Annotated in this window: 30 protein-coding genes; 22 read left to right on the top strand and 8 right to left on the bottom strand. The window is 71.5% G+C overall.

Features of this window, described 5'->3' with window-relative positions:
- Positions 1-21: 21 nt before the first annotated feature.
- Entirely contained in the window at positions 22-792 is a 771-nt protein-coding gene (locus F0U47_RS18740; protein WP_149752007.1) for an SDR family NAD(P)-dependent oxidoreductase, read from the top strand.
- A 50-nt stretch (positions 793-842) separates the two neighbouring features.
- A complete protein-coding gene (locus F0U47_RS18735) occupies positions 843-1868 on the top strand; it encodes a DUF3048 domain-containing protein (protein ID WP_149752006.1) in 1026 nt (341 codons plus the stop codon).
- Positions 1869-1883: 15 nt separating this feature from the next.
- Here the strand turns inward: F0U47_RS18735 and F0U47_RS18730 are convergent, their stop codons facing one another.
- Entirely contained in the window at positions 1884-2609 is a 726-nt protein-coding gene (locus F0U47_RS18730) for a TetR/AcrR family transcriptional regulator (protein WP_149752005.1), read from the bottom strand.
- Positions 2610-2889: 280 nt separating this feature from the next.
- Between F0U47_RS18730 and F0U47_RS18725 the strand changes: the two genes are divergently transcribed.
- From F0U47_RS18725 to F0U47_RS18690, 8 genes are all read left to right on the top strand, one after another.
- Positions 2890-3426: a hypothetical protein gene (locus F0U47_RS18725; protein WP_149752004.1), complete on the top strand. Its 537-nt coding sequence runs from the start codon at positions 2890-2892 to the stop codon at positions 3424-3426.
- A gap of 150 nt (positions 3427-3576) precedes the next feature.
- Complete coding sequence (locus F0U47_RS18720) at positions 3577-4137, top strand: YqgE/AlgH family protein (protein ID WP_149752087.1); 561 nt, start codon at positions 3577-3579, stop codon at positions 4135-4137.
- Between the two features lie 94 nt (positions 4138-4231).
- Complete coding sequence (locus tag F0U47_RS18715; RefSeq protein WP_223162832.1) at positions 4232-4492, top strand: DUF3039 domain-containing protein; 261 nt, start codon at positions 4232-4234, stop codon at positions 4490-4492.
- The gene (locus F0U47_RS18710; protein WP_149752002.1) at positions 4489-6291 is read left to right on the top strand and encodes a DEAD/DEAH box helicase; all 1803 of its coding nucleotides are present in this window, start codon (positions 4489-4491) and stop codon (positions 6289-6291) included. The genes F0U47_RS18715 and F0U47_RS18710 overlap by 4 nt, the downstream gene beginning before the upstream one ends.
- A gap of 59 nt (positions 6292-6350) precedes the next feature.
- Entirely contained in the window at positions 6351-7169 is an 819-nt protein-coding gene (locus F0U47_RS18705; protein WP_246159696.1) for an ABC transporter ATP-binding protein, read from the top strand.
- Positions 7170-7212: 43 nt separating this feature from the next.
- Complete coding sequence (locus F0U47_RS18700) at positions 7213-8235, top strand: iron-siderophore ABC transporter substrate-binding protein (protein ID WP_149752001.1); 1023 nt, start codon at positions 7213-7215, stop codon at positions 8233-8235.
- A gap of 31 nt (positions 8236-8266) precedes the next feature.
- A complete protein-coding gene (locus tag F0U47_RS18695; RefSeq protein WP_223162827.1) occupies positions 8267-10366 on the top strand; it encodes an iron ABC transporter permease in 2100 nt (699 codons plus the stop codon).
- 15 nt (positions 10367-10381) lie between these two features.
- Complete coding sequence (locus F0U47_RS18690; protein WP_149751999.1) at positions 10382-10918, top strand: DUF1697 domain-containing protein; 537 nt, start codon at positions 10382-10384, stop codon at positions 10916-10918.
- Here F0U47_RS18690 and F0U47_RS18685 read toward each other — a convergent pair.
- Both F0U47_RS18685 and F0U47_RS18680 read right to left on the bottom strand, forming a co-directional pair.
- Complete coding sequence (locus tag F0U47_RS18685) at positions 10887-12131, bottom strand: MFS transporter (protein ID WP_149751998.1); 1245 nt, start codon at positions 12129-12131, stop codon at positions 10887-10889. The two genes, F0U47_RS18690 and F0U47_RS18685, sit on opposite strands and share 32 nt — an antisense overlap.
- Positions 12128-12634: an ArsR/SmtB family transcription factor gene (locus F0U47_RS18680; protein ID WP_149751997.1), complete on the bottom strand. Its 507-nt coding sequence runs from the start codon at positions 12632-12634 to the stop codon at positions 12128-12130. Before F0U47_RS18680 ends, F0U47_RS18685 begins: the two co-directional genes overlap by 4 nt.
- 225 nt (positions 12635-12859) lie before the next feature.
- Between F0U47_RS18680 and clpS the strand changes: the two genes are divergently transcribed.
- Together clpS and F0U47_RS18670 are read left to right on the top strand one after the other, a co-directional pair.
- Positions 12860-13144, top strand: a complete 285-nt coding sequence (gene clpS / locus F0U47_RS18675; RefSeq protein WP_246159700.1) for an ATP-dependent Clp protease adapter ClpS — start codon at positions 12860-12862, stop codon at positions 13142-13144.
- 17 nt (positions 13145-13161) lie between these two features.
- Positions 13162-13755: a DUF2017 domain-containing protein gene (locus F0U47_RS18670; protein WP_149751996.1), complete on the top strand. Its 594-nt coding sequence runs from the start codon at positions 13162-13164 to the stop codon at positions 13753-13755.
- A 10-nt stretch (positions 13756-13765) separates the two neighbouring features.
- On the opposite strand, the gene F0U47_RS18665 is transcribed toward F0U47_RS18670, so the two are convergent.
- Genes F0U47_RS18665 through F0U47_RS18650 form a run of 4 tightly spaced genes read right to left on the bottom strand, consistent with a single transcriptional unit; the run spans position 13766 to position 17263 of the window.
- Positions 13766-14158 carry a universal stress protein gene (locus F0U47_RS18665; RefSeq protein ID WP_149751995.1) on the bottom strand — a complete coding sequence of 131 codons (393 nt, stop codon included), beginning with the start codon at positions 14156-14158 and terminating at the stop codon, positions 13766-13768.
- On the bottom strand, positions 14155-15669 hold the full coding sequence (locus F0U47_RS18660) for a tripartite tricarboxylate transporter permease (protein WP_149751994.1): 1515 nt from the start codon (positions 15667-15669) through the stop codon (positions 14155-14157). Before F0U47_RS18660 ends, F0U47_RS18665 begins: the two co-directional genes overlap by 4 nt.
- On the bottom strand, positions 15669-16193 hold the full coding sequence (locus F0U47_RS18655) for a tripartite tricarboxylate transporter TctB family protein (RefSeq protein ID WP_149751993.1): 525 nt from the start codon (positions 16191-16193) through the stop codon (positions 15669-15671). Before F0U47_RS18655 ends, F0U47_RS18660 begins: the two co-directional genes overlap by 1 nt.
- Positions 16190-17263, bottom strand: coding sequence for a Bug family tripartite tricarboxylate transporter substrate binding protein (locus tag F0U47_RS18650; RefSeq protein WP_246159695.1), 1074 nt, complete (start codon positions 17261-17263; stop codon positions 16190-16192). Before F0U47_RS18650 ends, F0U47_RS18655 begins: the two co-directional genes overlap by 4 nt.
- 47 nt (positions 17264-17310) lie before the next feature.
- On the opposite strand from F0U47_RS18650, the gene F0U47_RS18645 reads away from it, so the two are divergent.
- The 8 genes from F0U47_RS18645 (at position 17311) to F0U47_RS18610 (ending at position 24035) form a co-directional block, all read left to right on the top strand.
- The gene (locus tag F0U47_RS18645) at positions 17311-18996 is read left to right on the top strand and encodes a sensor histidine kinase (RefSeq protein ID WP_223162826.1); all 1686 of its coding nucleotides are present in this window, start codon (positions 17311-17313) and stop codon (positions 18994-18996) included.
- Positions 18993-19682: a response regulator gene (locus F0U47_RS18640; protein WP_149751992.1), complete on the top strand. Its 690-nt coding sequence runs from the start codon at positions 18993-18995 to the stop codon at positions 19680-19682. Before F0U47_RS18645 ends, F0U47_RS18640 begins: the two co-directional genes overlap by 4 nt.
- Positions 19679-20263 (top strand): sugar O-acetyltransferase, encoded by a 585-nt coding sequence (locus tag F0U47_RS18635; RefSeq protein WP_246159694.1) that lies wholly within the window; start codon positions 19679-19681, stop codon positions 20261-20263. Before F0U47_RS18640 ends, F0U47_RS18635 begins: the two co-directional genes overlap by 4 nt.
- A 54-nt stretch (positions 20264-20317) precedes the next feature.
- Positions 20318-21268 (top strand): acyl-CoA desaturase, encoded by a 951-nt coding sequence (locus tag F0U47_RS18630; protein ID WP_149751991.1) that lies wholly within the window; start codon positions 20318-20320, stop codon positions 21266-21268.
- A gap of 42 nt (positions 21269-21310) precedes the next feature.
- On the top strand, positions 21311-21751 hold the full coding sequence (locus F0U47_RS18625) for a M67 family metallopeptidase (RefSeq protein ID WP_149751990.1): 441 nt from the start codon (positions 21311-21313) through the stop codon (positions 21749-21751).
- A gap of 1 nt (position 21752) precedes the next feature.
- Positions 21753-22067, top strand: a complete 315-nt coding sequence (locus tag F0U47_RS18620) for a MoaD/ThiS family protein (RefSeq protein ID WP_149751989.1) — start codon at positions 21753-21755, stop codon at positions 22065-22067.
- 2 nt (positions 22068-22069) lie between these two features.
- Positions 22070-23035: a PLP-dependent cysteine synthase family protein gene (locus F0U47_RS18615; protein ID WP_149751988.1), complete on the top strand. Its 966-nt coding sequence runs from the start codon at positions 22070-22072 to the stop codon at positions 23033-23035.
- Between the two features lie 61 nt (positions 23036-23096).
- Positions 23097-24035 carry an alpha/beta fold hydrolase gene (locus F0U47_RS18610; RefSeq protein WP_188111423.1) on the top strand — a complete coding sequence of 313 codons (939 nt, stop codon included), beginning with the start codon at positions 23097-23099 and terminating at the stop codon, positions 24033-24035.
- A gap of 1 nt (position 24036) precedes the next feature.
- Here the strand turns inward: F0U47_RS18610 and F0U47_RS18605 are convergent, their stop codons facing one another.
- Positions 24037-25068, bottom strand: a complete 1032-nt coding sequence (locus tag F0U47_RS18605; protein ID WP_149751986.1) for an alkaline phosphatase family protein — start codon at positions 25066-25068, stop codon at positions 24037-24039.
- An 80-nt stretch (positions 25069-25148) separates the two neighbouring features.
- On the opposite strand from F0U47_RS18605, the gene murI reads away from it, so the two are divergent.
- A complete protein-coding gene (gene murI / locus F0U47_RS18600; RefSeq protein WP_149751985.1) occupies positions 25149-25967 on the top strand; it encodes a glutamate racemase in 819 nt (272 codons plus the stop codon).
- A gap of 8 nt (positions 25968-25975) precedes the next feature.
- Positions 25976-26770 (top strand): MBL fold metallo-hydrolase, encoded by a 795-nt coding sequence (locus F0U47_RS18595; protein WP_149751984.1) that lies wholly within the window; start codon positions 25976-25978, stop codon positions 26768-26770.
- Positions 26771-26801 lie beyond the last annotated feature (31 nt).

The following is a 26801-nucleotide window of genomic DNA, read 5'->3' as shown; positions in this document are numbered from 1 at the left end:
GGACGCGAGGAGACAACAGCCATGGGTCGTTTCGACGGACGAGTCGCCGTGATCACCGGAGCAGCACGCGGGATCGGGTTCGGCACCGCCACCCGCTTCGCCGAGGAGGGCGCGTCGGTCGCGATCGTCGACCTCGACGAGGGCGCGGCGAGCGAGGCGGCCGCCAAGCTGCCCGTCGCTGACGGCGCCAAGGCGATCGGCGTCGGGGCCAATGTCTCCGACTCCGCGTCCGTCGACACGGCGATCGAGCGGGTCGTCTCCGACCTCGGCGGCATCCACATCCTCGTCAACAACGCCGGCATCACCCGTGACAACCTGCTCTTCAAGATGACCGAGGAGGACTGGGACCTGGTCATGGGCGTGCACCTCAAGGGCGCGTTCCTCATGACCAAGGCTGCCCAGAAGCACTTCGTGGAGCAGAAGTACGGCAAGATCGTGAACATCTCGAGCATCTCTGCGCTCGGCAACCGCGGCCAGGCCAACTACTCCGCCGCGAAGATGGGCGTCCAGGGCCTCACCCGCACGCTCGGCATCGAGCTCGGCCCGTTCGGCATCAACACCAACGCAGTCGCGCCCGGCTTCATCGCCACCGAGATGACCGACGCCACCGCCGCCCGCCTCAAGCTGGACGTCGACGAGTTCCGCCGCCTCAACGCCGAGGCCAACCCGGTGCGCCGCGTCGGCTACCCGGAGGACATCGCGGCAGCGGTGTGCTTCCTGGCCAGCGACGAGGCGTCCTACATCACCGGCCAGACGCTGTACGTCGACGGCGGCATCAGCCTCGGCACCTGATCCAATAGTTCCTAGAACGACCATCCACCACCGACCGATGGGAGTCCGACGTGCGTGACGCGCGCCAGCTCATCCGCATCACCGCCACCCTGACCGCTCTCACCCTGGGCCTCGCCGCCTGCGGCGGAGACGACAAGAGCGAGGGCGACGGTGGCGACGACCCGAAGGCGGTCGCCAGCTCCGAGGGAGACCCCGACACCTGGCCGCTGACCGGGCTCCCCGTCCAGGGCGGTGACTCCGCCGAGCAGGACCACCCGGTCCTCGTGCTCAAGCTCGACAACACCGAGGCCAGCTCGCCGCAGGTCGGTCTGTCGCACGCCGACCTGGTCGTGGAGGAGCTCGTCGAGGGCGGGATCACCCGCCTCGCGGCGTTCTACTACTCCGACATCCCCGGCGACGTCGGCCCGGTCCGGTCGCTGCGAGCCAGCGACATCGGCATCGTGGCGCCGGTCGACGGGGCGATGGTGGCCAGCGGCGGCTTCGGCGAGACGGTCAAGCGGATCAACGACGCCGGCATCCGGATCTTCAACGAGGGCAGCGCCGGGTACTACCGCGAGGCCAGCCGCAGTGCGCCGTACAACCTCTTCACCGACATGAAGAAGGTCGCCAAGGCGGCGGAGGACGGCGAGGAGGCGCGGCCGGTCGACTACCTGCCGTGGGGCACCGAGGGTGACCTCCCCGACGGCAAGCCGGCCAACACCCTGACCGCGGACTTCGGCTCGCACGCGACCAGCTGGACGTTCCAGAACGGCACCTACGTCAACCAGAACTCCCACGCCGCAAGCGGCGACGAGTTCCCGGCCGACAGCGTGCTGGTGCTGCGCGTGGAGGTCGGCGACGCCGGCTACACCGACCCTGCCGGCAACCCGGTGCCGGAGACCCTCTTCGAGGGCAGCGGCAGGGCGCAGCTGTTCCACGGCGGCCAGGTCGTGGAGGGCACGTGGAGCAAGGACAAGCTGGACTCTGCCCTGGAGCTGGAGACCAAGGACGGCAAGCTGACCGTGCCCGCCGGCCGGGTGTGGATCGAGCTGGTCCCCGTCGACGCCAAGGGCGGCTCCGTCACCTTCGGCAAGTAGGTCCCGAGACGTTCCTCAGTCGACCTCGCGGTCGTCCCCACCGGGGACGGCCGCGAGTCCGTTCGGCATCGCGACGTCGTTCTCGACCATGAGCTGCACGCCCGAGAGCAGGAACGCGATCGCGACCTCCACCCGCTCGGCGGCCGCCTCGGGGTCGGACGCCGTGGCGACGGACTCCCCGGCCGACGACATCGCGCCGAAGAAGATCCGGGCGTAGGTCTGGAGCATCGGCTCGTCGAGCTCCCACTGCCCCGCCTGGAGCACCGAGCGCACGATGTCGAGCACATTGGCGAAGGTGGAGCGCTCCTCCTGCTCGCGGAAGCGCTCGTAGCCGAGCACGGCAGGGCCCTCCTGGATCACGATCCGCCGGTAGCGCGGCTCCTGCACGACGTCGAGGAACGCGCGGAGGCCCTCGAGCGCCTTCACCCACGGGTCCTTCTGGCCCCGCAGCGCCTTCTGGATCCGCTTCGCGGCGTCGTCCTCGACCCGCTCGAAGACGGCCTCGAACAGCGCCTGCTTGCCGGAGAAGTGATGGTAGAGAGCACCCTTGGTCACCCGGGCGCCCGCGACGATCGCGTCGAGCGAGGCAGCGGCGTAGCCGTGCTCGGTGAACCGCTCCTCGGCGACGTCGATCAGGGCGCGCTTGGTGGAGGCGGAGTACGCCGCCCTGCGGGTCGCCCCCGACACGCTCGGCACCTTCGGCACCTTGGGGACCAGTTTCGACACCGATGCCTTTGCCACCGCGACAGCATATGTCGTGCGTCACGTTCTGCTGACCCGAGTGTGACCTGCGTCAGTGGCGCCCACCACATGGTGCGCGAAAGCCCCGAAAGTACGGGGGTTCCGGGTGTTGGGGATCACGCGGCCGGGTGTTTGGCGTACCCGGATTCGGACGCATACTGTCAGTACGTACCAACGGTATGTCGGCCCGTCCGGATCCCCCGGACACCTATGAAGGCCGGCACCACGGCTGAGTTCCTCGGGGGAATTGGCTGCCGTTCGAGCAGTAAAGGAGCTGACCATGACCTGGACGGCCTTCAACAACCGGGGCGAGACACTCCGCTCCGTGATCGCCGCCGCGGCGCAGCGTCGGGACGGAATCCTCCCGATGGACGTGCCCGGTGTCGCCGAGCGGTTCGACGACGAGCTGGACCTCCTCGGTGCCCTGATGCTGAAGTGGCACACCCGCCTCGCGGGCCACATCGACAGCGAGATGTCCGTGCAGCCGATGGACCTCGAGTCCGCCGTCGCGACCGGGTGGGCCCGGACCGCGGAGGAGCTGCACGGCGTACGCCTGATCCTCGACCACTACCGCGCCCAGCCCGTGGACGACGCGATGGCCCAGGCCGTCGCCCGGTTCACCGCGAAGGAGCACCACTACCTCGCTGCGATGGCCGGCCGTGCCGGTGTCGCGAAGGAGGAGGGCCACGCGGTCGGTGCTCGCATCGAGGAGCGCGCCCGGAACACCCGGCCCGGCACCCCCGCCATCGACCTCGTCGAGGACGAGCGGCCGCGGATGCCCTTCCTCGAGCGTCTGCGCGCGGTCGTCGCGGCCTGACGGACACACCTGCACACCCGGTCTCCCACCGGGTCTCCCTGACAACAGCCCCGGGGTCGACACCCTCCTCCCTCCCGTGTCGCCCCGGGGCTGTTGCCGTCCCCGTGGCGCCGGCGCCGGTGAAGCCGTGATGATGGGAGGGTGAAGCACATGGTCGGAGGGCTCGAGGCAGGCATGCTGCTGCTCGCCAGCCCGGACCTCCTCGACCCCAACTTCGCCGACACCGTCGTGCTCCTGCTGGACGTCAACGACGAGGGGGCGCTGGGGGTCGTGCTGAACCGCCCGAGTGCGCTGCCGGTCTCGGAGGTGCTCGGCGAGTGGGGCGACGTGGTGGAGGAGCCCGAGGTGCTCTTCCAGGGCGGCCCCGTCTCGACCGACGGCGCGCTGGCCGTCGCGCTGGCCACCCCCGGCGGGGAGGACGCGGTCGGGTTCCGGGCCGTCGCCGACCGGCTCGGCCTGCTCGACCTCGACACGCCGACGGAGCTCGTCGTCGGCACCGTGGAGCGGCTGCGGATCTTCGCCGGCTACGCCGGGTGGGGGGCCGGTCAGCTCCAGGAGGAGATCGAGGAGGGCAGCTGGTACGTCGTACCCGGCCTTCCGGAGGACGTCTTCCGGCTCGACACCCGCGACCTATGGCGCGACGTCATGCGCCGCCAGCCGGGCGACCTCGCCATGCACGCAACGCGGCCGGCCGATCCTGAGCTCAACTAGCGGCTGCCCCCGAATGACGCCCTCCGGGTCAGTCGCGCGGCAGCACGGTCTGCGACCCGCTCGCGCAATCCCATAGAGTGGGGCGGTGACCACGATCGGCTTCTCGACAGACACGGACGTCCGGGAGGACCGCCGTACCGTCCCGACCGACGAGGGTGACCACGAGCGCTTCTCGCACTACGTCGAGAAGGACAAGCTCACCGAGGCGATGGTGATGGGCACCCCGGTCCGCGCGCTGTGCGGGAAGATCTGGGTGCCGAGCCGGGCGCCCGAGAAGTTCCCGGTGTGCCCGGAGTGCAAGGAGATCTGGGAGGGCCTGTCCGACGGCCCCTCCGACCCGGGCTCCGGGGAGTGACGGGGCCCGACGACGCCCTGCCCCTCACGTCCCTCGGTCCGGCCTGGCCGGAACGAGCGGCCTGGGGCACGGCGCCCTCCCTCCGCGCCTGGCAGGCAGCCGCGCTGCGCGACTACCTCGAGCGGTCGCCGCGCGACTTCCTCGCCGTGGCCACGCCCGGCGCGGGCAAGACGACGTTCGCGCTCTCGGTCGCGGCGGAGCTGCTCGGCCGACGTCAGGTCGACCGGATCATCATCGTCGCGCCGACCGAGCACCTGAAGCTCCAGTGGGCCGAGGCGGCGGCGAAGGCCGGGCTCCCGATCGATCCGGCGTACTCCGCCGGCAAGGGCCGGATCAGCAGCGACTACGTCGGCGTCGCGGTCACGTACGCCGGCGTCGGGGTCAACCCGCTCGCGCTGCGGATCCGCGCCGAGCGCTTCAAGACCCTGGTGATCCTCGACGAGATCCACCACGCCGGTGACGCGCTCAGCTGGGGCGAGGGCGTGCGCGAGGCGTTCGAGCCGGCCGCGCGCCGGTTGGCGCTGACCGGCACGCCGTTCCGGTCCGACATCAACCCGATTCCGTTCGTCACCTATGCGCCGGACCCGGAGAAGGGACCCGGCGTCCTCGTCTCTGTCCCCGACTACACCTACGGCTACGCCGAGGCGCTGGCCGACCACGTCGTGCGTCCCGTCCTCTTCCTCGCCTACTCCGGCGAGATGCAGTGGCGCACCCGCGCCGGCGACGAGGTCGCGGCGAGCCTGGGGGAGCCGCTGACCAAGGACATGACCGCGCACGCGTTGCGCACGGCGCTCGACCCTGCCGGCTCGTGGATGCCGGCCGTGCTCGAGGCGGCCGACAAGCGGCTGTCGGAGGTACGCCGTCATGTGCCCGACGCCGGCGGGCTGGTGATCGCGACCGACCAGGACTCCGCACGTGCGTACGCCAAGCTCCTGAAGGCGATCACCGGCGAGTCTGCGACGGTCGTCCTCTCCGACGAGAAGGCGGCGTCGAAGCGGATCGCCGAGTTCAGCGCGAACGACAGCCGCTGGCTGGTCGCCGTACGCATGGTGTCGGAGGGCGTCGACGTCCCGCGGCTCTCCGTCGGCGTCTACGCCACGACCACCTCCACGCCGCTGTTCTTCGCGCAGGCGGTCGGCCGCTTCGTGCGGGCCCGGACCCGCGGCGAGATCGCGTCCGTCTTCCTGCCGTCGGTGCCCCGCCTGCTCGGGTTCGCCGGCGAGCTGGAGCTCCAGCGCGACCACGTGCTCGGGCGCAAGGTGAGCGACGACGGGGACATCTTCGCTGCGGAGGACGACCTCCTGGCGAAGGCGCAGGCGGGGGAGCCCCATGACGCAGCGTCGGCCGACCTTCTTTCCCAGCCGTTCGAGGCGCTCGGCTCGCAGGCCCGCTTCGACCACGCTCTGTACGACGGCGCGCAGTTCGGCCACGAGGGCGAGGTGCACGTCGGGTCGGACGAGGAGATGGACTTCCTCGGCATCCCCGGCCTGCTCGACCCCACCCAGATGAAGGACCTGCTGCGGCAGCGCCAGGCAGACCGTGCCAAGACCCGCCGCCCCAAGGCGGCCGAGCCGGACACGGTCGAGCAGGTCGCGACCCACGAGCAGCTCGCCGTGATGCGGCGCGAGCTCAACGGCCTGGTCGCCGCGTGGAACCACCGGACGGGCCAGCCGCACGGCGTGACCCACGCGGCGCTCCGCAAGGAGTGCGGGGGGCCGGCGGCGGCGATCGCCAACGCCGAGCAGCTGCGCGCGCGGATCGACCGGATCCGGGAGTGGGCGGTCCGCAAGTCATCCTGAGGATGACGTGAGCCACCCCACAGGCAAGGCTTGCCTTACTTAGGTTAGGCTCACCGGCTGTGACCACGACTCTGATGGAAGCCGGTGCCCTGGCGGGGCACGACCTCGTGCTGGGCTACCAGCGCACGACGGTCGTCCACGGCGTCTCGGTCCGGCTCGAGGCCGGCACCGTGACCGCCCTGATCGGACCCAACGGCAGCGGCAAGTCGACCGTGCTCCGGTCGCTCGCGCGACTGCAGCCGGTCGCCGCCGGGCGGGTCACCGTGGGAGAGCAGGACGCGACGCCGCTCAACGCCAAGGAGTTCGCGCGCCGGGTCACGCTGCTGTCGCAGTCGCGCCCGCACCCGTCCGGCCTGTCGGTGCGCGACGTCGTCGCCTTCGGCCGGCACCCGCACCGGAGCCGGTTCGCGGGCCTCTCCGACGCCGACCGGGCGGCGATCGACCACGCAATGAGCGTGACCGGTGTCGGCTCGATGGCGGAGCGTTCGGTCGACGAGCTCTCGGGCGGCGAGCTGCAGCGGGTCTGGCTGGCGACCTGCCTCGCCCAGGACACCGGCGTGGTCCTGCTCGACGAGCCGACCAACCACCTCGACCTGCGCTACCAGGTCGAGACCCTCGATCTGGTCCGCGACCTCGCGGACCACCACGGGACGGCGCTCGGCGTCGTCCTCCACGACCTGAACCACGCCGCGACCGTGGCGGACCAGGTCGTGCTCCTGCACCGGGGCCGGGTCCGCGCCGTCGGCGCACCCACCGACGTGCTGACCCAGGAGAACCTCTCGGAGGTCTACGGACTCCCGATCCGCTGCCTGGTCGACCCGGAGACCGGCACCGTGCGGGTCGAGGCCCAGGGCAGGCACCACCAGCGGCGCCGTTGAGGCCCGCCACCACCGAGCCCACCACCACACACAAGAGGAACCGATGAAGACACGATCGATCGCGGCTGCCCTGACGGCGCCGCTCGCCCTGCTGCTGGTCGCCTGTGGCACCACGGAGTCGGGCGGCGACGACGAGGCGCCCCGGGCCAACGACTCGGCGGACTGCGCGAACGACCAGACCGAGACCGCGACCGGCCCGGTCAGCCTCACCGACTCCTACGGCCGCGAGGTCGAGCTGGAGCAGCCGGCCGAGCGGGTGGCGGTCCTGGAGTGGCAGCAGGTCGAGGACGTCCTCTCGCTGTGCCTCACCCCGGTCGCCGTCGCCGACGCCGAGGGCTACTCGACGTGGGACACCGCGGAGGAGCTGCCGGAGGGCGTCACGGACGTCGGCACTCGCGGCGAGCCGAACCTGGAGACGTTGTTCGGCACCAACCCGGACCTGGTCATCGTCGAGGCCTACACCGCCGACGACGAGATCATCAAGCAGCTCGAGAAGTACGACGTCCCGGTGCTCGCCACCAAGGGCGCCGACGCCAAGGACCCGATCCAGAACATGCTCGACACCTTCGAGCTGATCGCCCAGGCCACCGGGCGCGAGGAGCGGGCCGACGTCGTGGTCGACGACTTCAACGCCTCGCTCGAAGAGGCCAAGCAGACCATCGCCGAGGCCGACGTGGCGACCGACTCGTTCGTCTACTTCGACGGCTGGATCCAGGGCGGCAACGTCGCGATCCGGCCGTTCGGCCAGGGCTCGCTGATGGGCGAGCTCGGTGAGGCTCTCGGCCTCACCAACGCCTGGAAGGGAGAGGTCGACCCGGCGTACGGCCTCGGCCAGACCGACATCGAGGGCATGAGCGAGGTCGGCGACGCCACGTTCTTCTACACCGGCACCACCGACCCGGCCGGCGACGTCAACGCCGAGCTGGCGAAGAACCGGGTCTGGCAGCAGATCCCCGCCGTGGAGGAGGGCCGGTCCCACGCGTTCCCCGAGGGCATCTGGACCTTCGGCGGCCCGCGCTCGGCCCAGCGGGTGATCGACGCGTACGTCGACCTGCTGACCCAGTAGCGAGCCCAGTAGCGAGCGGGGACGAGGGATGGTGGTCGAGCAGCAGCTGCCGGAGGCCACGGCACCGGCCGCCGCCGGCGAGCAGGTCGGTCGCGCAGGCGCCGTCGGCGCGACCGGCGCCCTGGTGCTGCTCGTCACCTCCCTCGTCGTCGTCTCCGGCTGGCACCTGACGCAGGGCACGTCCGGGATCGGGGCGGGCGACCTCCTGCGGTGGGTGTCCGGCCGGGGTACGAGGGAAGCCGGCGACATCCTGCTCGGGTCGCGGGTCCCGCGGCTCGCCGCGGGCATCGCGGTCGGCTTCGCGCTGGGCGTCGCGGGCGCGCTGTTCCAGTCCCTGGCGCGGAACGCGCTGGCCTCGCCCGACACCCTCGCCGTGACCGGCGGCGCCTACCTCGCCGTCACCACGGTCGCCGCGTTCGGTCTCGCCGTCCCGCTGTGGGCGTCGGGCCTGACGGCGTTCGTCGGCGGGATCACCGCCGCCGGCCTGGTCCTCGGCCTGGCCGGTGGCGCCGGGACCTCGACGACCCGGTTGGTGCTGGCCGGATCCGCGGTCGCGCTCGCGCTGCAGGCGGCGACGTCGACCCTCCTCATCCTCTTCGACGAGGAGACCACCAGCCTCTTCGCGTGGGGGAGCGGATCGCTGAGCCAGCTCGGCCTCGACGCGTTCCGGCAGGCGGCGCCGGTCGTGGTCCTCGCCACCGGTTGTGCGCTCCTGCTCGCCCGCCGCCTCGACCTGCTCGGGCTGGGTGATGACAGTGCCGCGGTGCTGGGCGTGCCCGTCCGCGGAACCCGGGCCGCCGGCACCGTCCTCGCCGTCGTGCTGACGGCCGCGAGCGTGACCCTCGCCGGCCCCATCGGTTTCGTCGGCCTGTTCGCGCCGGTCATCGTCCGGCTCGCCGGTAGCGCCGTGCCCGCCCTGCGGCGGCACCTCGTCCTGATCCCCGCCGCCGGCCTGATGGGTGCCTTGGTCGTCGTGCTGGCGGACGCTCTGCTGCGGGCGTTCCTCGGCGCGGACGAGGCGATCTCGATCCCGACCGGCATCACGACCACCATCGCGGGCGCGCTGGTGATGATCCTCCTGGCCCGGCGCAGCCGCGACTCCGGCCCCGCGAAGCAGCCGGCAGCGGCCCGGGTCGGCGTCCGTAGCCGGCTGCGGTTCGCCGTGGTGCTCGGGATCGTCCTCGCCGCGGCCATCGGGGTCGCGCTGCTCGGGCTGCTCGGCGGAGACACCTGGCTGCGGACCGGCGACCTCGCGCTGTGGCTCAACGACGAGGGCGAGCCGCTCGTCAGGTTCGCGCTCGACGAGCGCGCGCCGCGGGTCGCGGCGGCCGTGCTCGGCGGTGCCGCGCTCGCGCTGTCCGGCTCGATGGTGCAGTCGACCTGTCGCAACCCGCTGGCGGAGCCGGGCATCCTCGGCATCACCGGCGGTGCCGGCGTCGGTGCGGTCGTCGTCGTGACCGGGAGCGTGACCGCGGCGCCGTCCAACAACGCCGTGCTGGTTGGCGCGGTCCTCGGAGCGCTGGTCTCGTTCACGCTCGTCTACGGGCTGGCATGGCGGCGAGGCCTGGACGCCGATCGGCTGCTCCTGATCGGGATCGCCACCTGGTACGGCGCTGCCTCGCTCACGACCTTCCTCCTGGTCCGCTCGAACCCGTGGGACACGCCCCGCATCTACACCTGGCTGTCCGGTACGACCTACGGCCGCACCTTCGACCAGGTCGTGCCCGTCGCGGTCGTGCTGGCCGTGGCGATCCCCCTCGCCTGGGTGGTCCGACGCGAGCTGGACCTGCTCGCCCTCGACGAGGACACGCCACGGCTGGTGGGTGTCGGCCTCGAGCGGGTGCGTCTCCTGGTGCTGCTCGTCGCCGCGCTGCTGGCCGCGACCAGCGTTGCCGCGGTGGGCGTGGTCGGCTTCGTCGGCCTGGTCGCGCCCCACATGGCCCGCGCCCTCGTCGGCGGCCGCCACAGCCGATCGGTTCCCGTCGCCGTGCTGGTGGGCGCAGTCCTGCTCGGTGGCGCCGACCTGATCGGCCGCACCGTGATCGCTCCCGCCCAAGTGCCGGCGGGGCTCGTCGTCGCGCTGATCGGCGCACCGTACTTCGTCTACCTGCTGGCCCGCTCCCGCGCGTAGGACAGACTGACCGGCATGCCGTCGTACGTCGCGTTCCTGCGGGCGATCAACCTCGGTGCGAACCGGAAGTTCGCCAAGGCGGACATCGTCGCGGCCACCGAGGCCGCCGGCGGCACCGACGTCGAGACCTACATCAACACCGGCAACGTCCGGCTGACCTCGCGCTTGCGCTCGCGGCAGCGCGTCGAGGCGGCGCTGGAGGAGGCCTACCTCGCCCGGGCCGGCTTCGCCGTACCGACGCTGGTGTTCAGCCCGACCGAGCTGGCGGAGATCGCCGCGGACGCCGAGGACCTGACGAGGCCGGACCTGGAGCGGCACTACCTCTACCTGCTCAAGGACGAGCCGGCGAAGGACCGGGTCGACGTCCTGCTCGCGAAGGAGGGCGCGGCGGATCGGGTGGTGGTGCGCGGGCGGGCCGTGCACCTGCTGCTGGGGCCGGGCTACCGGACCGGTGCCGTCGACCCGTGGGGCGTCGAGAAGGCGCTCGGCGTCGTCGCCACCAACCGCAACCTCAACGTGGTCACGACACTGGCTCGGAAGTGGTGCTCGTAGCGTCGGCGCGCGTCATCGTGCGCACCGACCGCGAGGCGAGCGTCGCGAAGGAGATCAGCACGTAGGCGACCCCCGCGGCCAGGATCATCTCCTGGAGGCCGAACGCCGCGCCGAGCGGGCCGAACGCGAGCTGGCCGGCAGGGATCGCGATGAACGAGCCGAGCATGTCGTAGGAGTAGACGCGCGACAGCATGTCCGGCGGGACGTGCTCCTGCATCGCGAGCTCCCAGCCCAGGCCGAAGATCTCGATGCCCGCACCGCCGACGAAGGCTGCGACAACGACGACCCAGAGCTCGTCGGTGACGCCGAGGGCGATGAGCGGCGCGCCGTGGAGCGCGCAGCCGAGCATGCCCCAGAGGAGGGGGCGGCGCAGCGGCACGCGGAGGAACACCAGGGACGTCACCACCAGGCCGCACGCACCGGCCGAGAGGATCAGCGCCCAGCCGTCCACCCCGATCGCGCTCACGTTGGCGTACGCCGGGCCGAGCGTGCCCCGGCCGCCGCTCGAGAGGGCGTTGAGGACACCGAAGGCGAGCACGATGATCCACAGCCACGTCGTGCCGCGGAAGAACGCCCAGCCGATCTTCAGGTCCGTGAAGATGCCGGTCTTGTCGGCGCGGGGAGCGGGCGGCGGGAGCTTGATCGGCAGCAGCAGCGCGGCGGCCAGGAGGTAGGTGACGCCGTTGACCGCGATCGCCCAGCCGGCCCCGACGCCGACCACGAGCGCGCCGCCGAGCGCGGGTGCGAGGACCAGCGCGATGTTGCGCAGCAGTCCGTTGAGGACGTTGGCCTGCTGGAGCGAGTCCTTGGGCGCGAGCTGGGGGAGGAGCCCGGCGAGCGCCGGCTGGTTGGCGGCCGCGGCGACACCGTTGACGGCGGTCAGGACGACGAGCTGCCAGATCTCGGCGTGCCCGCTGAGGATCAGCGCGGCGATCGCCAGCTGGGTGATGCCGGCGGTGACGTTGCTCAGCTGGATGATCAGGGTGCGCCCGAACCGGTCGGCGAGCACGCCGCCGATGAGCAGGAAAGCGACCATCGGGATGCTGTGGGCGGCGAGCACGGCACCGAGGGCGCTGGGGGAGTCGGAGACCTCGAGCACCGCGAACGCCAGGGCGATGCCGCCCATGAAGTCGCCGATCATGTCGACGGCGCGGGACCCGAAGTACCAGCGGAACCGACGGTCCCGCAGCGGGGCGAGGGCGGAGCCCTTCACGACTGCTCCATCCGGAAGGCCGCGACGGTGAGGTTGACCGGGATCGTCCCCTCGGTCCGCGGCCGCTGCGCCTGCTCGTGCAGCAGTCGCGACGCACGCTCGACCATCTCGGCCACCTCCTGCCAGGTCTCCTCGGTCACCCAGAGCTCCGCATCGGTGAAGCTGCCCCGTCCCGGGCGCCGGTGCTCGAACCGCCGCAACAGCTCCTGCGCCATCGCGTGCACCTGTGCGGTCAGGTCCGCCGGGGACGGCTTGGGCTCGGGCCGCTCGTGGGGGTAGCGGTACCGCTTCGCCACCCCGCCCCGGATCCGCTCCTCACCCTCGACGACCACCAGGTCGGCGTCGTGCAGCAGGCGCAGGTGGTACGACGCGTTGGCGTGCGTGATCCCCAGCTCCCGGGCCACCTCTGCCGCGCTCATCGCCGTCCCCGTCAGCAGCGAGAGCATCCGCAGCCGCAGCGGGTGGGCCGTCGCCCGCAGGGTCGAGATCCGCTCGTCGGACATCGCGCCGCTCCTACTGCCAAAGGTATGTTGGGGAGTATCCGCTGGTCAGTGAACCACCGGTTCGGCGTACTGTCAAACGATTATTGGGGAGTCGGGGGCCGTGGGCGGCCGCGCGTGCTGTAACTACGTGTTATGGNNCCATAACACGTAGTTACAGGTGTGGCCGGCCGGGCCGACTCCCCCCTGTGCCACCATGGGCGGGTGACGACCGCGAGCCCTGTCGAGGTGGATCCGGGAGTCGAGCAGGACGTGACTCCGGACGACGTCACGCTGGCCGACACGCCCTGGGTGACGGTGGTGTGGAACGACCCGATCAACCTGATGTCGTACGTCGCGTACGTGTTCCAGAAGTACTTCGGCTACTCGAAGAAGAAGGCGGAGAAGCTGATGCTCGAGGTGCACCGCGACGGGAAGTCGGTGGTGAGCAGCGGGAGCCGCGAGGAGATGGAGCGCGACGTCCAGGCCATGCACGAGTACGGCCTGTGGGCCACGCTCTCCAAGAGCGACTGACGGGAGCCCCCACGACCATGGCGGGATTCGTCCGGCACCGCCGGAGCAAGCGCATCATCGCGACCCTGACCGGGTTCGAGGCCGACCTGTTGCGGTCCCTCGCGGCCCAGCTGGTCGAGCTGCTGCGCAACGAGGCGGCGGTGCCCCACGAGGCGGCCGACCCGATGGAGGAGCTCTTCGCGGGCAGCGGATTCTCGGGTCCGACCACCGAGCCCGACGACCCGGTCCTCGCCCGGCTGTTCCCCAACGCCTACCGCGACGACGGCGACGCGGCGGCGGAGTTCCGGCGGTTCACCGAGGGCACCCTCCGCGACGGCAAGGCCCGCGCCGCCGGGACGATCATCGACACCCTCGAGGAGGCCGGCCTGCCGCCGGAGCCCGGCTCCGACGAGATCACGATCGACGTCGACCTCGACCTGCCGACCGCCGAGGTCTGGATGCGTGCGCTGACCGACCTCCGGCTCGCCCTCGGCACCCGCCTCGAGGTCGAGGAGGGCGACGAGGACTACTGGTACTCCCTGCCCGACGACGACCCCCGCGGCCAGGCCCACCACATCTATGAGTGGCTGGGCTACCTCCAGGAGACGCTCGTCCTCGCCGTCGCCGGCTGAGGCGCCGAGGTCAGCGCTCGGGCTTCACCGCCAGCACCGGGCACGGCGCGTCGAGGATGACCCGCTGCGTGATGCTGCCGAGCAGGAGCTTGCCCACCGGCGACCGGTGCCGGACGCCGACGACGATCAGGGTGGCCTGCTCCTCCTCGGCAGCGGCGAGGACGGCGTCCGCGATGTCGGGCACCACGTCGTGCCGTACGGCGACGTCGAGGCCCTCGCCGGTGAGGGTGCTGCGGACCGCCTCGACCTCCTCGTCCGCCGCGAAGTGCGTGTCGACGTAGCTGTCGCCGCGGGTGGCGTTGACGATGACCAGCCGGGTCCCCGAGTCGCGGGCTGCTGCAGTCGCATGGGTGAGGGCGGCCCGGCCGTACTTGTCGGGTGTGTAGGCGGCGACGACGCTCATCGGTTGACCAGCTCCTCGGTGTCTTCGGCGGTCTCTTCAGTCGCAGCGGGGGGCCGGCGGAGACCGTTGACGGCCATCGCCACCAGGAGCAGCGCGATGACGGCGTAGACCACGACCGCGACCGGCTCGCCCCACAGGGTGCTCACCTCGCCCTGCGACAGGGCGAGCGCCTGGGTCAGCTGCTCCTCCAGCTTCGGACCGAGGATGACCCCGACGATCAGGGGCAGCACCGGCACTCCGAAGCGTCGCATCGCCAGGCCGAGCACGCCGAACACCAGCAGCAGGGCGACGTCGAACGCCTGGAAGTTGACCGTGTAGGCGCCGAGCGTCGCGAAGAACAGAATGCCCGCGTAGAGGTAGGGCCGCGGGATCTGGAGCACCTTCGCCCACAGCGGGGCCATCGGCAGGTTGACCACCAGCAGCAGCAGGTTGGCGACCACCAGGCTGGCCAGCAGCGCCCACACCAGGTCGGGCTCGTTCTCCAGCAGCAGCGGTCCTGGCACGATCCCGAAGCTCTGGATGGCGACCAGGATGATCGCGGCCGTCGCCGTGGTGGGCAGGCCCAGCGTGAGCAGCGGCAGCAGGGTGCCCGCGGCGGAGGCGTTGTTGGCCGCCTCCGGCCCGGCGACGCCCTCGATCGCGCCCCTGCCGAACTCCTCGGGGTGCTTGGTCAGCTTCTTCTCCGTGATGTAGGAGAGGACGGTCGGCACCTCGGCGCCGCCGGCCGGCACCGCGCCGAACGGGAAGCCGAGCGCCGTGCCGCGCAGCCACGGCTTCCAGGACCGCCCCCAGTCGTCCTTGCTCATCCACGGCTGGCCGACCGGGATGATGTCCAGCGGCTTGCGGCGCAGGTGCGCCGCCACCCAGAGCGCCTCGCCGATCGCGAAGATCGCCACGGCGACCACGACGATGTCGATGCCGTCGGCCAGCAGCGGCTGGTCGAAGGTCAGCCGCGCCTGGCCGGTGGTGGTGCCGACCAGCCCGATCGCCAGGCCGAGGAAGAGCGCGATGAAGCCGCGCAGCTTCGACGAGCCGAGCACGGCGCTCACCGCGAACAGCGCGAGCAGCATGATGGCGAAGTACGACGGCGCGCCGAGCTTGACGACGACGTCGGCGACCGTGGGCACGAGCACCCACAGCAGCACGGTGCCGATCGTGCCGGCCACGAAGCTGCCGATCGCCGCGGTCGCCAGCGCCTGGGCGGCCCGGCCGGACTTGGCCATCTTGTTGCCCTCGATGGCGGTGACCACCGACGAGGACTCACCAGGGGTGTTGAGGAGGATCGACGTCGTGGACCCGCCGTACATCCCCCCGTAGTAGATGCCGGCGAACATGATGATCGCGCTGTCCGGACCCATGGTGAGGGCGACCGGCAGCAGCAGGGCCAGGGTCATCGCGGGGCCGATGCCGGGAAGTACGCCGACGGCGGTGCCGAGCAGCACGCCCAGCGTTGCGAAGAGCAGGTTCTCCGGGGTGAGGGCGGCTTCGAAGCCGTTGAGCAGCATGTCCATCAGAGGACTCCGTCCAGGATGCCGGCGGGGATCGGGATCCCGAGGACGACGTAGAAGAAGTACCAGCTGCCGACCGAGAGCGCGGTGCCGATGGCCAGGTCCCGGACGTGGGACCGGCTGCCGAGCACGCCGGCGCAGCCGGCGAAGAGCAGGGCGCCCGTGATCGCCCAGCCGAGGAAGTCGATGAGCACGATGTTGACGACCAGGACCGCGGCCAGCAGGCCGACGGTGCGGAGGTCCGTGCCCTGGGTGAGGTCGATGTCCTCGCCCTCCTCGGCCTCCGGCCGGTCGCCCCGGGCGGTCGCGACCGCCAGCAGCACGCCGAGGAGCACCAGCACCGCACCGACGACGTACGGGAGCGCGTAGGGCTGCACGGGCTGGTCGGCGAAGCCGTCCTCGAGCCCGACGGCGTCGTACAGGACGTAGCCCCCGGTCAGGACGAGGAACCCGGCGAGGCCGTACTGGGCCTTGTCGACGACCGGGCGGCTGCCCGGCTCGTTCCGTTGGGTGGTGGTGGTGCTCATGTCAGTCCCAGCTCCTCGAGGGTGTCTGCCACGCGGGTGTCCTGCTCGACGAGGAAGTCCTCGAACTCCTCGCCGGTCGCGAAGTTGTCGCTCCAGCCGTTGGCCTCGAGGGCCTCCTGCCACTCCGCGGTGTCGTGCATGTCGGTGAACAGGTCGACGAGGTAGGCGCGCTGCTCGTCGGAGATGCCGGGCGGCGCCAGCACGCCCCGCCAGTTGGTGAAGACCAGGTCGACGCCGGCCTCGGTGAGCGTGGGGGCGTCGACGCTGTCGAGCCGCTCGTCACCGGAGACCGCGAGCACGCGGAGGGAGCCGTCCTCGATCTGGCCCTCGAACTCGCCGAGCCCGGACATGCCCACGTCGACCTTCTCGCCGAGCAGGGCGGTGGTCAGCGGACCGCCGCCGTCGTACGAGATGTAGTTGACGTCCTTGGGGTCGATCCCGACCTCGGCGGCCAGCTGCATGGGGAACAGGTGGTCCGGTCCGCCGGCGCTCGAGCCGCCCCCGACCGAGATCGATCCGGGATCGGCCTGCCAGGCCTCGACCAGGTCGTCGACCGTCTTGAACGGCGAGTCGGCGGGCACCAGGATGCCCTCCTGCTCCTCGACCAGGCGGGCGATCGGCGTCATCTCCCGCGGCGTCGCCTCCGACTTGTTCGTGTAGACGGCGCCCACGACGCCGAGCCCCATCACCATCACCAGGTCGTCGGCGCCCTCCTCGTTGAGGAGTCGCTGCATGGCCACGGTGCCGCTGGCACCGAGGACGTTCGTGATCTCGAAGCGTCCGGTGAGCTCGTTGTCCTCCAGGGCCTTCGCCGCGGCGCGACCGGTGAGGTCGTAGCCGCCGCCGGGGCTGTTGGGGATCATCATCCGCAGCCGGCGGTTGTTCGGGTCGTCGGAGCCGCGGGTGACCCCGCAGCCGCTCGCGACGACCGCGACGGCCAGTGCGGTCAGGAGCGCCACCAGCACGCGCCACCGGGGCGCGGGAGCCGGGCGACTCGGGTGCATACGAACCTCCAGGGGGACCAGGGGGAAGTGGTCGTGACAGGCGTCACGCTCGATCCGTGCCAGCATGTCTGCCACCTGTGGCGGCCGTCACTCTTGCGAACGCAAAGGAGGTTGTGGACGTTGTGGTCACGCTGAGCACGCTGGGTTCACACCTCGGCTGGCGCCGCGGCGAGCTGACGCTGGCCGCGAAGGTGCTGCTCCTGCAGCTCGTGGTGATCGCGGTCCTGCTCACCGCGGTCGGCGTGCTGAGCGTCCGGCAGTCCAACGCCGACTTCGCCGACGACCAGGGCGCGCAGATGCGCTCGGTGGCCGAGTACGTCGCCACCCTGCCCGGCGTGCGCGGCCAGCTGCAGAGCGTGGAGGACGGCCAGGTTCCGGCCAGCACCAACCCGCAGAGGCTGGCGCCGTACGTCGAGCAGGGCGTCAGCCTCTCCAGCGCGACAGACGTGATGGTGGTGTCGCTGGAGGGGGTCGTGCTGGCGGCCACCGATCCGAGCCGGGTCGGTGACCGCGCGGCTCTCGGCGACAGCGACGGGCTCGAGGGACGCGGTTGGACCGGCGACGTCGAACCGGACGACGAGCGTGCCGTGGCGCACCACGCGCCGATCATCTCCGAGGTCGACGGCTCGCTGCTCGGCATCGTGGCGGCCGAGCAGACCTATCCGTCGCTGGCCGACCAGATCGCGACGGCTGCGCCCGATCTGGCGCTCTTCCTCGGCCTGGGGGCCCTGCTCGGCGTCGCCGGCACGTGGGTGGTCTCCCGGATGGTCCGTCGCTCCACGCGCGGCCTCGGCACCACGGAGCTCGCGAACCTCGCCGACCACCGCGAGGCGCTGCTGCACGCGATCCGGGAGGGCGTGGTCGGCGTCGGCACCGACGGCCGGGTGACCGTGATGAACGACGCCGCCCGCGCCACGCTCGACCTGGACGCCGGGCCCGACCCGGTCGGACGTCCGGTCGACGAGCTCGGCCTGGACCCGCACGTCGTCGCGCTGCTCACCGGCGAGGGGGCTGACGTCAAGGACGCGGTGGCACTGGTCGGCACCCGGGTGGTCGTCTTCAACCGCGGTCGGGCGTCGACCGGCGGCCGCGGCATCGGCACCGTGACCACCCTGCGCGACCGCACCGAGCTGGTGTCGCTGCAGAGCCAGCTCAGCTCCAACCTGTCGATCACCGACACCCTCCGCGCCCAGACGCACGAGTTCGACAACCGGCTGCACACGATCTCGGGCCTCGTGCAGCTCGGTGAGTACGACGAGGTGGCGACCCTCGTCGGCACCCTCACCCAGCACCGGGCGGACGTGAACGAGCGGGTGTCGAAGCGGCTGCACGACCCGGCCGTCGCCGCCCTCGTCATCGCCAAGCACGCGGTGGCCGAGGAACGAGGCGTCGCCCTCGAGCTCGACCCCGGCTCGCGGCTCCCCCCGCTGGCGCCCGACGAGGTCGCCGACCTGACGACGGTGCTCGGCAACCTCGTCGACAACGCGATCGACGCCGCCGCCGGGTCGCAGGACCCGCTCGTGGAGCTCTGGATCCTCGCCGACGGCGACACCCTGCACGTCCGGGTCCGGGACAACGGGCCCGGGGTGCCGGCGGACCTGCGGGAGGCGATCTTCGTCCGCGGCTTCTCCACCAAGCCCGACGTGCTCGGGGGCCGTGGGATCGGGCTCCCGCTGGTGCGGCTGATCTGCACCCAGCGCGGCGGCACCGTGACGATCGAGGAGGCCGACACCGGGGGAGCCGAGTTCCTGGTCGAGCTCCCGCTCGCCACCGCGGCCGACGAGGATGACGGCTCATGATCCGAGTGCTCGTCGTCGACGACGACTTCATGGTGGTGCGGATCCACTCCGCGTTCGTCGAGCGCACGGAGGGCTTCGAGGTCGTCGGCACGGCGCACAACGGCGCCGACGCGCTCGCCCTCGCGGAGACGCTCGCGCCCGACCTGGTGCTGCTCGACGTGCACCTCCCGGACATGTCCGGGCTCGAGGTGCTCGAGCGGCTCCGCGCCCTGGGGCGCAGCGTCGCGGTGGTCATGGTGACCGCCGAGCGCGGTGCGGCGGCCGTGCGCTCCGCGCTCCACGGCGGTGCGATGCAGTACCTCGTCAAGCCGTTCGAGTACGACGACCTGGCCGACCGGCTGCGCCGGGTCGCCGCCGCGCTGGCCAGCCTCCCGGCCGAGGACGCGGAGGAGCGCGTCGACCAGGCCGCGATCGACCAGGCGTTCGGCGCGGGACGCTCCGCGGTCGACGTACCCCCGGTGCTGCCGAAGGGGCTGAGCCCCGAGACGGCCGAGCTGGTCCTCGCCGCCGCCCGGGAGGCGGAGGAGATCTCGGCGTCCGAGGCCGCCGAGGCGGTGGGCCTCTCCCGGGTCACCGCGCGCCGCTACCTCGAGCACTTCGTCGACACCGGGGCGGCCGAGGTGCGGCTGCGGTACGGAGGCACCGGGCGACCCGAGCGCCGCTATCGGGTAGGAAAGGGGAGGTGACCAGCGACCAGCGAACCAGTGACCAGCGGACCATGAAGGAGCGGATGCTCGCAGGCGAGCTCTACATCACCGACGCTGAGATCCTTGCGGACCAGGTGCGGTCGCAGGAGCTGATGGCGGACTACAACGCGACAGCGCCGGGGGAGGGCGACCGTCGCCGGCAGCTGCTCGAGGAGCTGCTGGGCTCGGTCGGGGAGAACGTCGAGATCCGCCCGCCCTTCTACGTCGACTACGGCTCACGGATCACGGTCGGCGCCCGCTGCTTCGCCAACTTCGGCCTGACCGCGCTCGACGTCGCGCCGATCACGATCGGCGACGACGTGCAGATCGGGCCCCACGTGCAGCTGCTCACGCCGACCCATCCGCTGGCCGCGGGTGCGCGCAGGGACAAGTGGGAGGCGGCCGCGCCGATCATGATCGGCGACAACGTCTGGCTCGGGGGCGGAGCGATCGTGCTGCCGGGCGTCACGATCGGTGCCGACACGGTCGTCGGCGCGGGTGCGGTCGTCACCAAGGACCTGCCCGCCGGCGTGCTCGCTCTCGGCAACCCGGCGCGCGTCGTACGCCGACTGGAAGGCTGACCGGCGGGTACCACTACGCTCGCAACCCAGCCGACTGCGTCCCCCGGAGACCCCATGACTGCGATCGACCAGGCAGACCAGACGGCAACGCCAGCCGACGAGCGGGTCACGCTCGGCGAGGACGTCCAGTCGCTCCGCGAGCGCATCGCCCTCGCGTCCTTCATCGGCCTGCCGTTCGTCGCCTTCCTGGTCGCGATCCCCATCGCCTGGGGTGGCTGGCTCGGCTGGAGCGACGTGGTCATCACCATGGTGATGTACTCCCTGACGCTGCACGGCGTCACCGTCGGCTACCACCGGTTCTTCACCCACAAGTCCTTCAAGCCGAACCGCGCGGTCAAGATCGTCCTCGCCGTCCTCGGCTCGATGGCGATCGAGGGTCCGGTCATCCGGTGGGTCGCCGACCACCGCAAGCACCACAAGTACTCCGACCGCGAGGGTGACCCGCACTCGCCGTGGCGCTACGGCAACTCGCTCCTCGGCCTCACCAAGGGCTTCCTCTGGGCCCACATGGGCTGGCTGTTCGACCCCGAGCAGACCCCGATCGAGAAGTACGCCCCCGACCTCGCGAAGGACCGCGACCTGGTCCGGATCTCCCGGATGTTCTGGATGTGGGTGCTGGTCTCGATCCTGCTCCCGCCGGTGGCCGGATTCCTGCTGACCTGGTCCTGGCAGGGCGCGCTGACCGCGTTCTTCTGGGGCACCGTCGTCCGGATCGGCCTGCTCCACCACGTGACCTGGTCGATCAACTCGATCTGCCACGTCGTCGGCGAGAGGCCGTTCCGCTCCCGCGACCGCTCCGGCAACGTCTGGTGGCTGGCCATCCCGTCCGGCGGCGAGTCGTGGCACAACCTCCACCACGCCGACCCCACCAGCGCCCGCCACGGCGTCAAGCGGTGGCAGCTCGACACGTCCGCGCGGGTGATCTGGGTCCTCGAGAAGCTCGGCTGGGTGCGCGAGGTGAGATGGCCCACTCCGGAGCGGATCCAGGCGAAGTCCGTCGCCTGAGCCGATTCCGGGGCGACGGTCCCCACGCCCTACGCTGGAGCGGTGCTGACCATCGACCAGGCGACGTACGACGCCATCGTCGCCCATGCGAAGCGGGACCATCCCGTGGAGGCGTGCGGCATCGTCGCCGGCCCCGAGGGCAGTGACCGGCCGGAGCGGCTGGTCGAGATGGTGAACGCCGCCGGGAGCCCGACGTTCTACGAGTACGACTCCACCGACCTGCTCGAGCTCTACAAGGACCTCGACCGGCGCGACGAGGAGCCGGTGGTCATCTACCACTCCCACTCGGCCACCGAGGCCTACCCGAGCGTCACCGACATCAAGCTGGCCAGCGAGCCGGGCGCCCACTACGTGCTCGTCAGCACCCGCGAGCACGGGAATAACGACGGCCCGGTGGAGTTCAGGTCCTATCGAATCGTCGACGGAGTCGTGACCGAGGAAGAGGTCGCGGTCGTCCCCACCCTCACGAGGAGCGAGTCCTAGCATGGCCATCGAGGTCCGGATCCCGACCATCCTGCGCACCTACACCGGCGGGGAGAAGGCCGTCACCGCCGACGGGGCCAGCCTGGGCGCGCTGATCGACTCGCTCGAGGCCGACCACCCGGGCATCAAGGAACGGCTCGTCGAAGACAAGAACGGCACTGTCGACCTGCGCCGCTTTATCAACATCTACGTCAACGACGAGGACGTCCGGTTCATCGGCGGCCTCGATGCCGAGCTGAGCGACGGCGACCAGGTCGTCGTGCTCCCCGCAGTGGCCGGCGGAGCCGGCGATCCGGCGCAGCTGCCGGCCCACTAGTCATGGTCCGCTACGACAACCTCCTCGCCTCGGTCGGCAACACGCCGCTCGTCGGGCTGCCGAGGCTGTCCCCCGGTGTCCAGCCGGACGGGACCGAGGTGCGGCTCTGGGCCAAGCTCGAGGACCGCAACCCGACCGGCTCGATCAAGGACCGCCCCGCCCTGCAGATGGTCGAGCAGGCGGAGAAGGACGGCACCCTCCGTCCCGGCTGCACGATCCTCGAGCCGACCTCCGGCAACACCGGCATCTCGATCGCGATGGCGGCCAAGCTCAAGGGTTACCGGTGCGTCTTCGTGATGCCCGAGAACACCAGCGAGGAGCGGCGCCAGCTGCTGCGGATGTGGGGCGCGGAGATCGTCTCCAGCCCGGCCGCAGGCGGCTCCAACGAGGCGGTCCGGGTCGCCAAGCAGATCTCCGCCGAGCACCCCGACTGGGTGATGCTCTACCAGTACGGCAACGACGGCAACGCCCTCGCCCACGAGCAGGGCACCGGCCCGGAGATCCTCGAGGACCTGCCGTCGATCACCCATTTCGTCGCCGGCCTCGGCACCACCGGCACCCTGATGGGCGTCAGCCGCTTCTTCCGCAAGGCCAAGCCGGACGTCCGGATCGTCGCCGCCGAGCCGCGCTACGGCGAGCTCGTCTACGGCCTGCGCAACCTCGACGAGGGCTTCGTCCCCGAGCTCTACGACGCGTCGCTGATCGACTCCCGCTTCTCGGTGGGCCCCCGTGACGCCGTACGCCGGGTGCGCGAGCTGCTCGAGCTCGAGGGCATCTTCGCCGGCATCTCGACCGGCGCGATCCTGCACGCCGCGCTGGGCCAGGCCGCCAAGGCCGTCAAGGCCGGCAAGTCCGCCGACATCGCGTTCGTCGTCGCCGACGGCGGCTGGAAGTACCTCTCCACCGGCGCCTACGAGGGCACCGTCGACGAGGCCGAGGACCGCCTCGAGGGCCAGCTCTGGGCCTGAGGCGCCAGCGCTCCGGACGCCGAGCCGGTTGCTCCGGACGAAAGCGGGAACCTTGCACCCCGTGAGAAAGCACCTCCCCGGCTGGCCGTCCGTGACCGACGAGCTCCTCGAGACGAGCGGCCGCCCGGCCAGGATCCTGAGCGCTCCCGCCCGCGGGACGACCGGGCTCAGCCCCCAGCTGCTGGTGCACGGTCTCGGCGCCTCGTCGGTGACGTGGGTGGAGGTGATGGAGGGTCTCTCCGAGCACGGCCCGGTGGTCGCCGTCGACCTGCCGGGCTTCGGGCGCACGCCCCTCACCGACGACGATCCGCTCACCATCCGGGGATACGTCGACTTCGTCCTCGGCGTCGCCGACGACCTCGGCTGGGAGTCGTTCACGCTGCACGGCAACTCGATGGGAGGGCTGATCGGCACGATGCTCGCTGCCCGGCACCCGCACCGGGTCGACCGCCTCGTGCTGGTGTCACCGGCGCTGCCCCCGCGCACGCCTCTCGGGCTGCTGAGGCCGAGTCGCGCCACGATCGACGGGATGGTGCCGCTGGCGGTCTCGTCGGTCACCGCCCTCGCCCTCGGAGTTGTCGGGCTGGCCGGGCCAGGACTGGACGCCCGCCGCAACCGGGCGATGCTCAAGCTGATCTACCCCGACCCGGACGGGGTCGACCGCGCGGTGCTCGACCTCATGGCCGCCGACTTCGCCGAGGAGATCGAGGGCGTCGACCGTCGTCGCGCGCTCCTGGCCGCGACGCGCTCGATCTCGGCCCTGTGGGCCGACCCCCGGCGCTGCTGGCGCGCCGTCCGGAGGATCCAGGCCCCGACGTTGCTGGTGGGCGGGACGAAGGACGCCCTGGTGCCGGCGAGGGTCCTGCGCTCGGTCCTGGCGACGCGGCCGGACTGGGAGGGCCACGTCCTCGACGACCGGCGCCACGCGCTGATGCTCGAGGACCCCGAGAGCTACCTCCGGATCTTCGACGGGTGGCAGGCCGCCTCGCTGGCGGCGTAGGTCAGCGGGTCCAGGTCAGCGACTGGTCGGCGCCCCAGAGGCTCCCCGGCACCGGTCCCAGCCCGAGCAGGCTGGCGCTGAGGTTGGCGAGGTCGCCGTTGCGGATGGGCTGGGCGCCGTCGAACAGGATGCGGTCGCGGCCGGGGTCGGCGTACGTCGGGTTCAGGGCGTAGAGGTCGCCGCGGGTCACACCCGGTCCCCAGATGAGAAACGGCACCCGGTAGTTGCACAGGCAGGTCTCGTCCCGGTGGTCCGTCGTGCCGGCCCCGCCGCCGTGGTCGGAGGTGAGCACGATGACGACGTCCCCGAGCCGCCGCGGGTGGCTCTTGATCGTGCGCAGGAGGGTCCCGATCAGCCGGTCCGCCTTGCGGACCGCCCGTAGGTAGGCGGGACTGAGCCACCCGTGCGCGTGGCCCGCCTCGTCTGGGGCGCCGAGGTGGAGGAAGGTGAACGCGCGGTCGTGCCGCAGCAGGTCGCGTCGTGCGGCGTCGGTAACGGCGCGATCGCCGTCCTGCACGATCGTCGAGCGGTTGACCGAGAGCGGCCAGGAGCGCTGGAAGAGGGAGAACTTCGACTCGGTGGCGAAGAGCGCCGTCCTGCCGCCACCGCTGTTCACCCGGGTGAAGATCGAGGCCACGTCGCCACCGGCGGCCTCCTGCACGGTGGTCCGCGAGCGGTCGCGGTTCCAGGTGACCCCGTGGCCGCCCTCGGCGGCGTCGATCCGACGCCCCGTGAGCATGCTGGTGTGGTTGGGCAGGGTCACGGTCATCTCGACCTGGCTGCGGGCGTTGCGGGTGCTCGCGCCCTGGCGGAGCAACCGATGGAGGTTCGGCGCGCCGTCCGGTCCCGTCCGCCTCAGGGCGCGCACGTCGAGGCCGTCGACGGAGATCGCGAGGACCTGGCGGTCGAACGCCGCGAACCGCGCGGCCGGCGGCGACTGCTCGGGGGCGCTGGCGGCAGACGGCGAGGACAGCGTGGCGACGAGGGCCAGGGACGCAGCGACGGCGAGCCGTCGTCGGGCGGTGGTGGTCACGGGCGGCCACGGTACCGATGGACGTGACCTCGCTCGCTTAATGCGGCGTGGCGCGTCGGCGAACGCTTACCCTGGGAGCCGTGCCACCGCTGCCCCGTGACGTCGATGCGCCCATCGGGATCTTCGACTCCGGGTTCGGCGGTCTCACCGTGGCGCGGTCGGTCATCGACCAGCTGCCGCACGAGTCGCTGCTGTACGTCGGCGACACCGCCCGCCAGCCCTACGGCCCGAAGCCGATCGGCGAGGTGCGCGAGTACGCCCTCGAGTGCCTCGACCACCTGGTCGAGCAGGGTGTCAAGGCCTTGGTGATCGCCTGCAACTCCGCGAGCGCGGCGATGCTGCGGGACGCGCGCGAGCGCTACGACGTCCCGGTGATCGAGGTGATCTACCCCGCGACGCGGCGCGCGGTGGCCGCGACCAAGAACGGGCGGATCGGCGTGATCTGCACGCGCTCCACCGCCGAGTCGATGGCCTACGACGACGCGTTCGCCGCTGCGCCGCACCTCCAGCTCGCGACCCGCGCCTGTCCGCGGTTCGTCGACTTCGTCGAGTCCGGGGTGACCGGGGGCGACGAGCTGCTGGCGGTGGCGCACGAGTACCTCGACCCGCTGACCGAGATGGGCGTCGACACGCTGATCCTCGGCTGCACCCACTACCCGCTGCTCACCGGTGTCGTCTCCTACGTGATGGGCGACCAGGTGACGCTCGTCAGCAGTGCCGAGGAGTGCGCCAAGGACGTCTACCGGGTCCTCGCCGACACCGGCCTCATGCGCGAGAGCGGCGAGGCGTCGTACTCCTTCGTGACGACAGGGTCGCCCGCCGAGTTCGAGACCATCGGCCGCCGGTTCCTCGGCCCCGAGCTCGCGGCTGCTGACCAGTTCGTCGGCGGACTGGCATGATCGGTCAGATGGGGAGCGCAATCGTTGCCGGGTCGTTCCGGATGACGGTGGTCGGGTGCTCGGGCTCGTACCCGGGACCCGACTCGCCCGCGAGCTGCTACCTGGTCCAGGCCGAGGTGGGCGACCGCACGTGGAGCCTCGTGGTCGACCTCGGCAACGGCGCCCTCGGCGCGCTGCAGCGCTACGTCGACCCGCTCGACGTCGACGCGGTGCTGCTGAGCCACCTGCACGCCGACCACTGCGTCGACATGACCAGCTACTACGTCCTGCGGAAGTACCACCCCGCCGGCACCCAGCCGATGATCCCGGTCTGGGGGCCGAGCGGCACCGCGAAGCGGCTGGCGCAGGCCTACGACCTCCCCACCAACCCGGGCATGCGCGAGGAGTTCGAGTTCCACACCTACGACGCGCCCTTCTCCGTCGGCCCGTTCGACATCGAGGCGTTCGCGGTCGACCACCCGGTCGAGGCCTACGGCATGCGGATCTCGGTCGAGACCGACATGGGTCGCCGTACCCTCGCCTACAGCGGTGACACCGGGCCGACGCCGTCGCTGCTCGACATCGCCGCCGACGCCGACCTGTTCCTCTCCGAGGCGTCGTTCCGGCACGGCGACGACAACCCGCCGAGCCTCCACCTGACCGGCACCGAGTGCGGCGAGACCGCGGCGAAGTGCAAGGTCAAGCGCCTCGTGCTGACGCACGTGCCGCCGTGGCACGAGCCGCAGGGGATGCTCGCGGAGGCGGTCGCCGTCTACGACGGTCCGACCGAGCTGGCCTTCCAGGGCGCCGTCTACGACATCTGAACGCCCGCTTCACGCGTTCTTTTCATCCCGT

The organism is Nocardioides antri (assembly GCF_008373765.1).
Classification (GTDB): domain Bacteria; phylum Actinomycetota; class Actinomycetes; order Propionibacteriales; family Nocardioidaceae; genus Nocardioides; species Nocardioides antri.
This window is presented reverse-complemented; position numbering and strand designations above follow the sequence as displayed.

Bases quoted from the DNA above. Each gene is read 5' to 3' on its own strand.
- F0U47_RS18740 (WP_149752007.1), top strand. From the start codon at position 22: ATGGGTCGTTTCGACGGACGAGTCGCCGTGATCACCGGAGCAGCACGC.
- F0U47_RS18725 (WP_149752004.1), top strand. From the start codon at position 2,890: ATGACCTGGACGGCCTTCAACAACCGGGGCGAGACACTCCGCTCCGTG.
- F0U47_RS18720 (WP_149752087.1), top strand. From the start codon at position 3,577: ATGGTCGGAGGGCTCGAGGCAGGCATGCTGCTGCTCGCCAGCCCGGAC.
- F0U47_RS18700 (WP_149752001.1), top strand. From the start codon at position 7,213: ATGAAGACACGATCGATCGCGGCTGCCCTGACGGCGCCGCTCGCCCTG.
- F0U47_RS18690 (WP_149751999.1), top strand. From the start codon at position 10,382: ATGCCGTCGTACGTCGCGTTCCTGCGGGCGATCAACCTCGGTGCGAAC.
- F0U47_RS18680 (WP_149751997.1), bottom strand. From the start codon at position 12,634: ATGTCCGACGAGCGGATCTCGACCCTGCGGGCGACGGCCCACCCGCTG.
- F0U47_RS18670 (WP_149751996.1), top strand. From the start codon at position 13,162: ATGGCGGGATTCGTCCGGCACCGCCGGAGCAAGCGCATCATCGCGACC.
- F0U47_RS18665 (WP_149751995.1), bottom strand. From the start codon at position 14,158: ATGAGCGTCGTCGCCGCCTACACACCCGACAAGTACGGCCGGGCCGCC.
- F0U47_RS18660 (WP_149751994.1), bottom strand. From the start codon at position 15,669: ATGGACATGCTGCTCAACGGCTTCGAAGCCGCCCTCACCCCGGAGAAC.
- F0U47_RS18655 (WP_149751993.1), bottom strand. From the start codon at position 16,193: ATGAGCACCACCACCACCCAACGGAACGAGCCGGGCAGCCGCCCGGTC.
- F0U47_RS18650 (WP_246159695.1), bottom strand. From the start codon at position 17,263: ATGCTGGCACGGATCGAGCGTGACGCCTGTCACGACCACTTCCCCCTG.
- F0U47_RS18640 (WP_149751992.1), top strand. From the start codon at position 18,993: ATGATCCGAGTGCTCGTCGTCGACGACGACTTCATGGTGGTGCGGATC.
- F0U47_RS18630 (WP_149751991.1), top strand. From the start codon at position 20,318: ATGACTGCGATCGACCAGGCAGACCAGACGGCAACGCCAGCCGACGAG.
- F0U47_RS18620 (WP_149751989.1), top strand. From the start codon at position 21,753: ATGGCCATCGAGGTCCGGATCCCGACCATCCTGCGCACCTACACCGGC.
- F0U47_RS18615 (WP_149751988.1), top strand. From the start codon at position 22,070: ATGGTCCGCTACGACAACCTCCTCGCCTCGGTCGGCAACACGCCGCTC.
- F0U47_RS18595 (WP_149751984.1), top strand. From the start codon at position 25,976: ATGGGGAGCGCAATCGTTGCCGGGTCGTTCCGGATGACGGTGGTCGGG.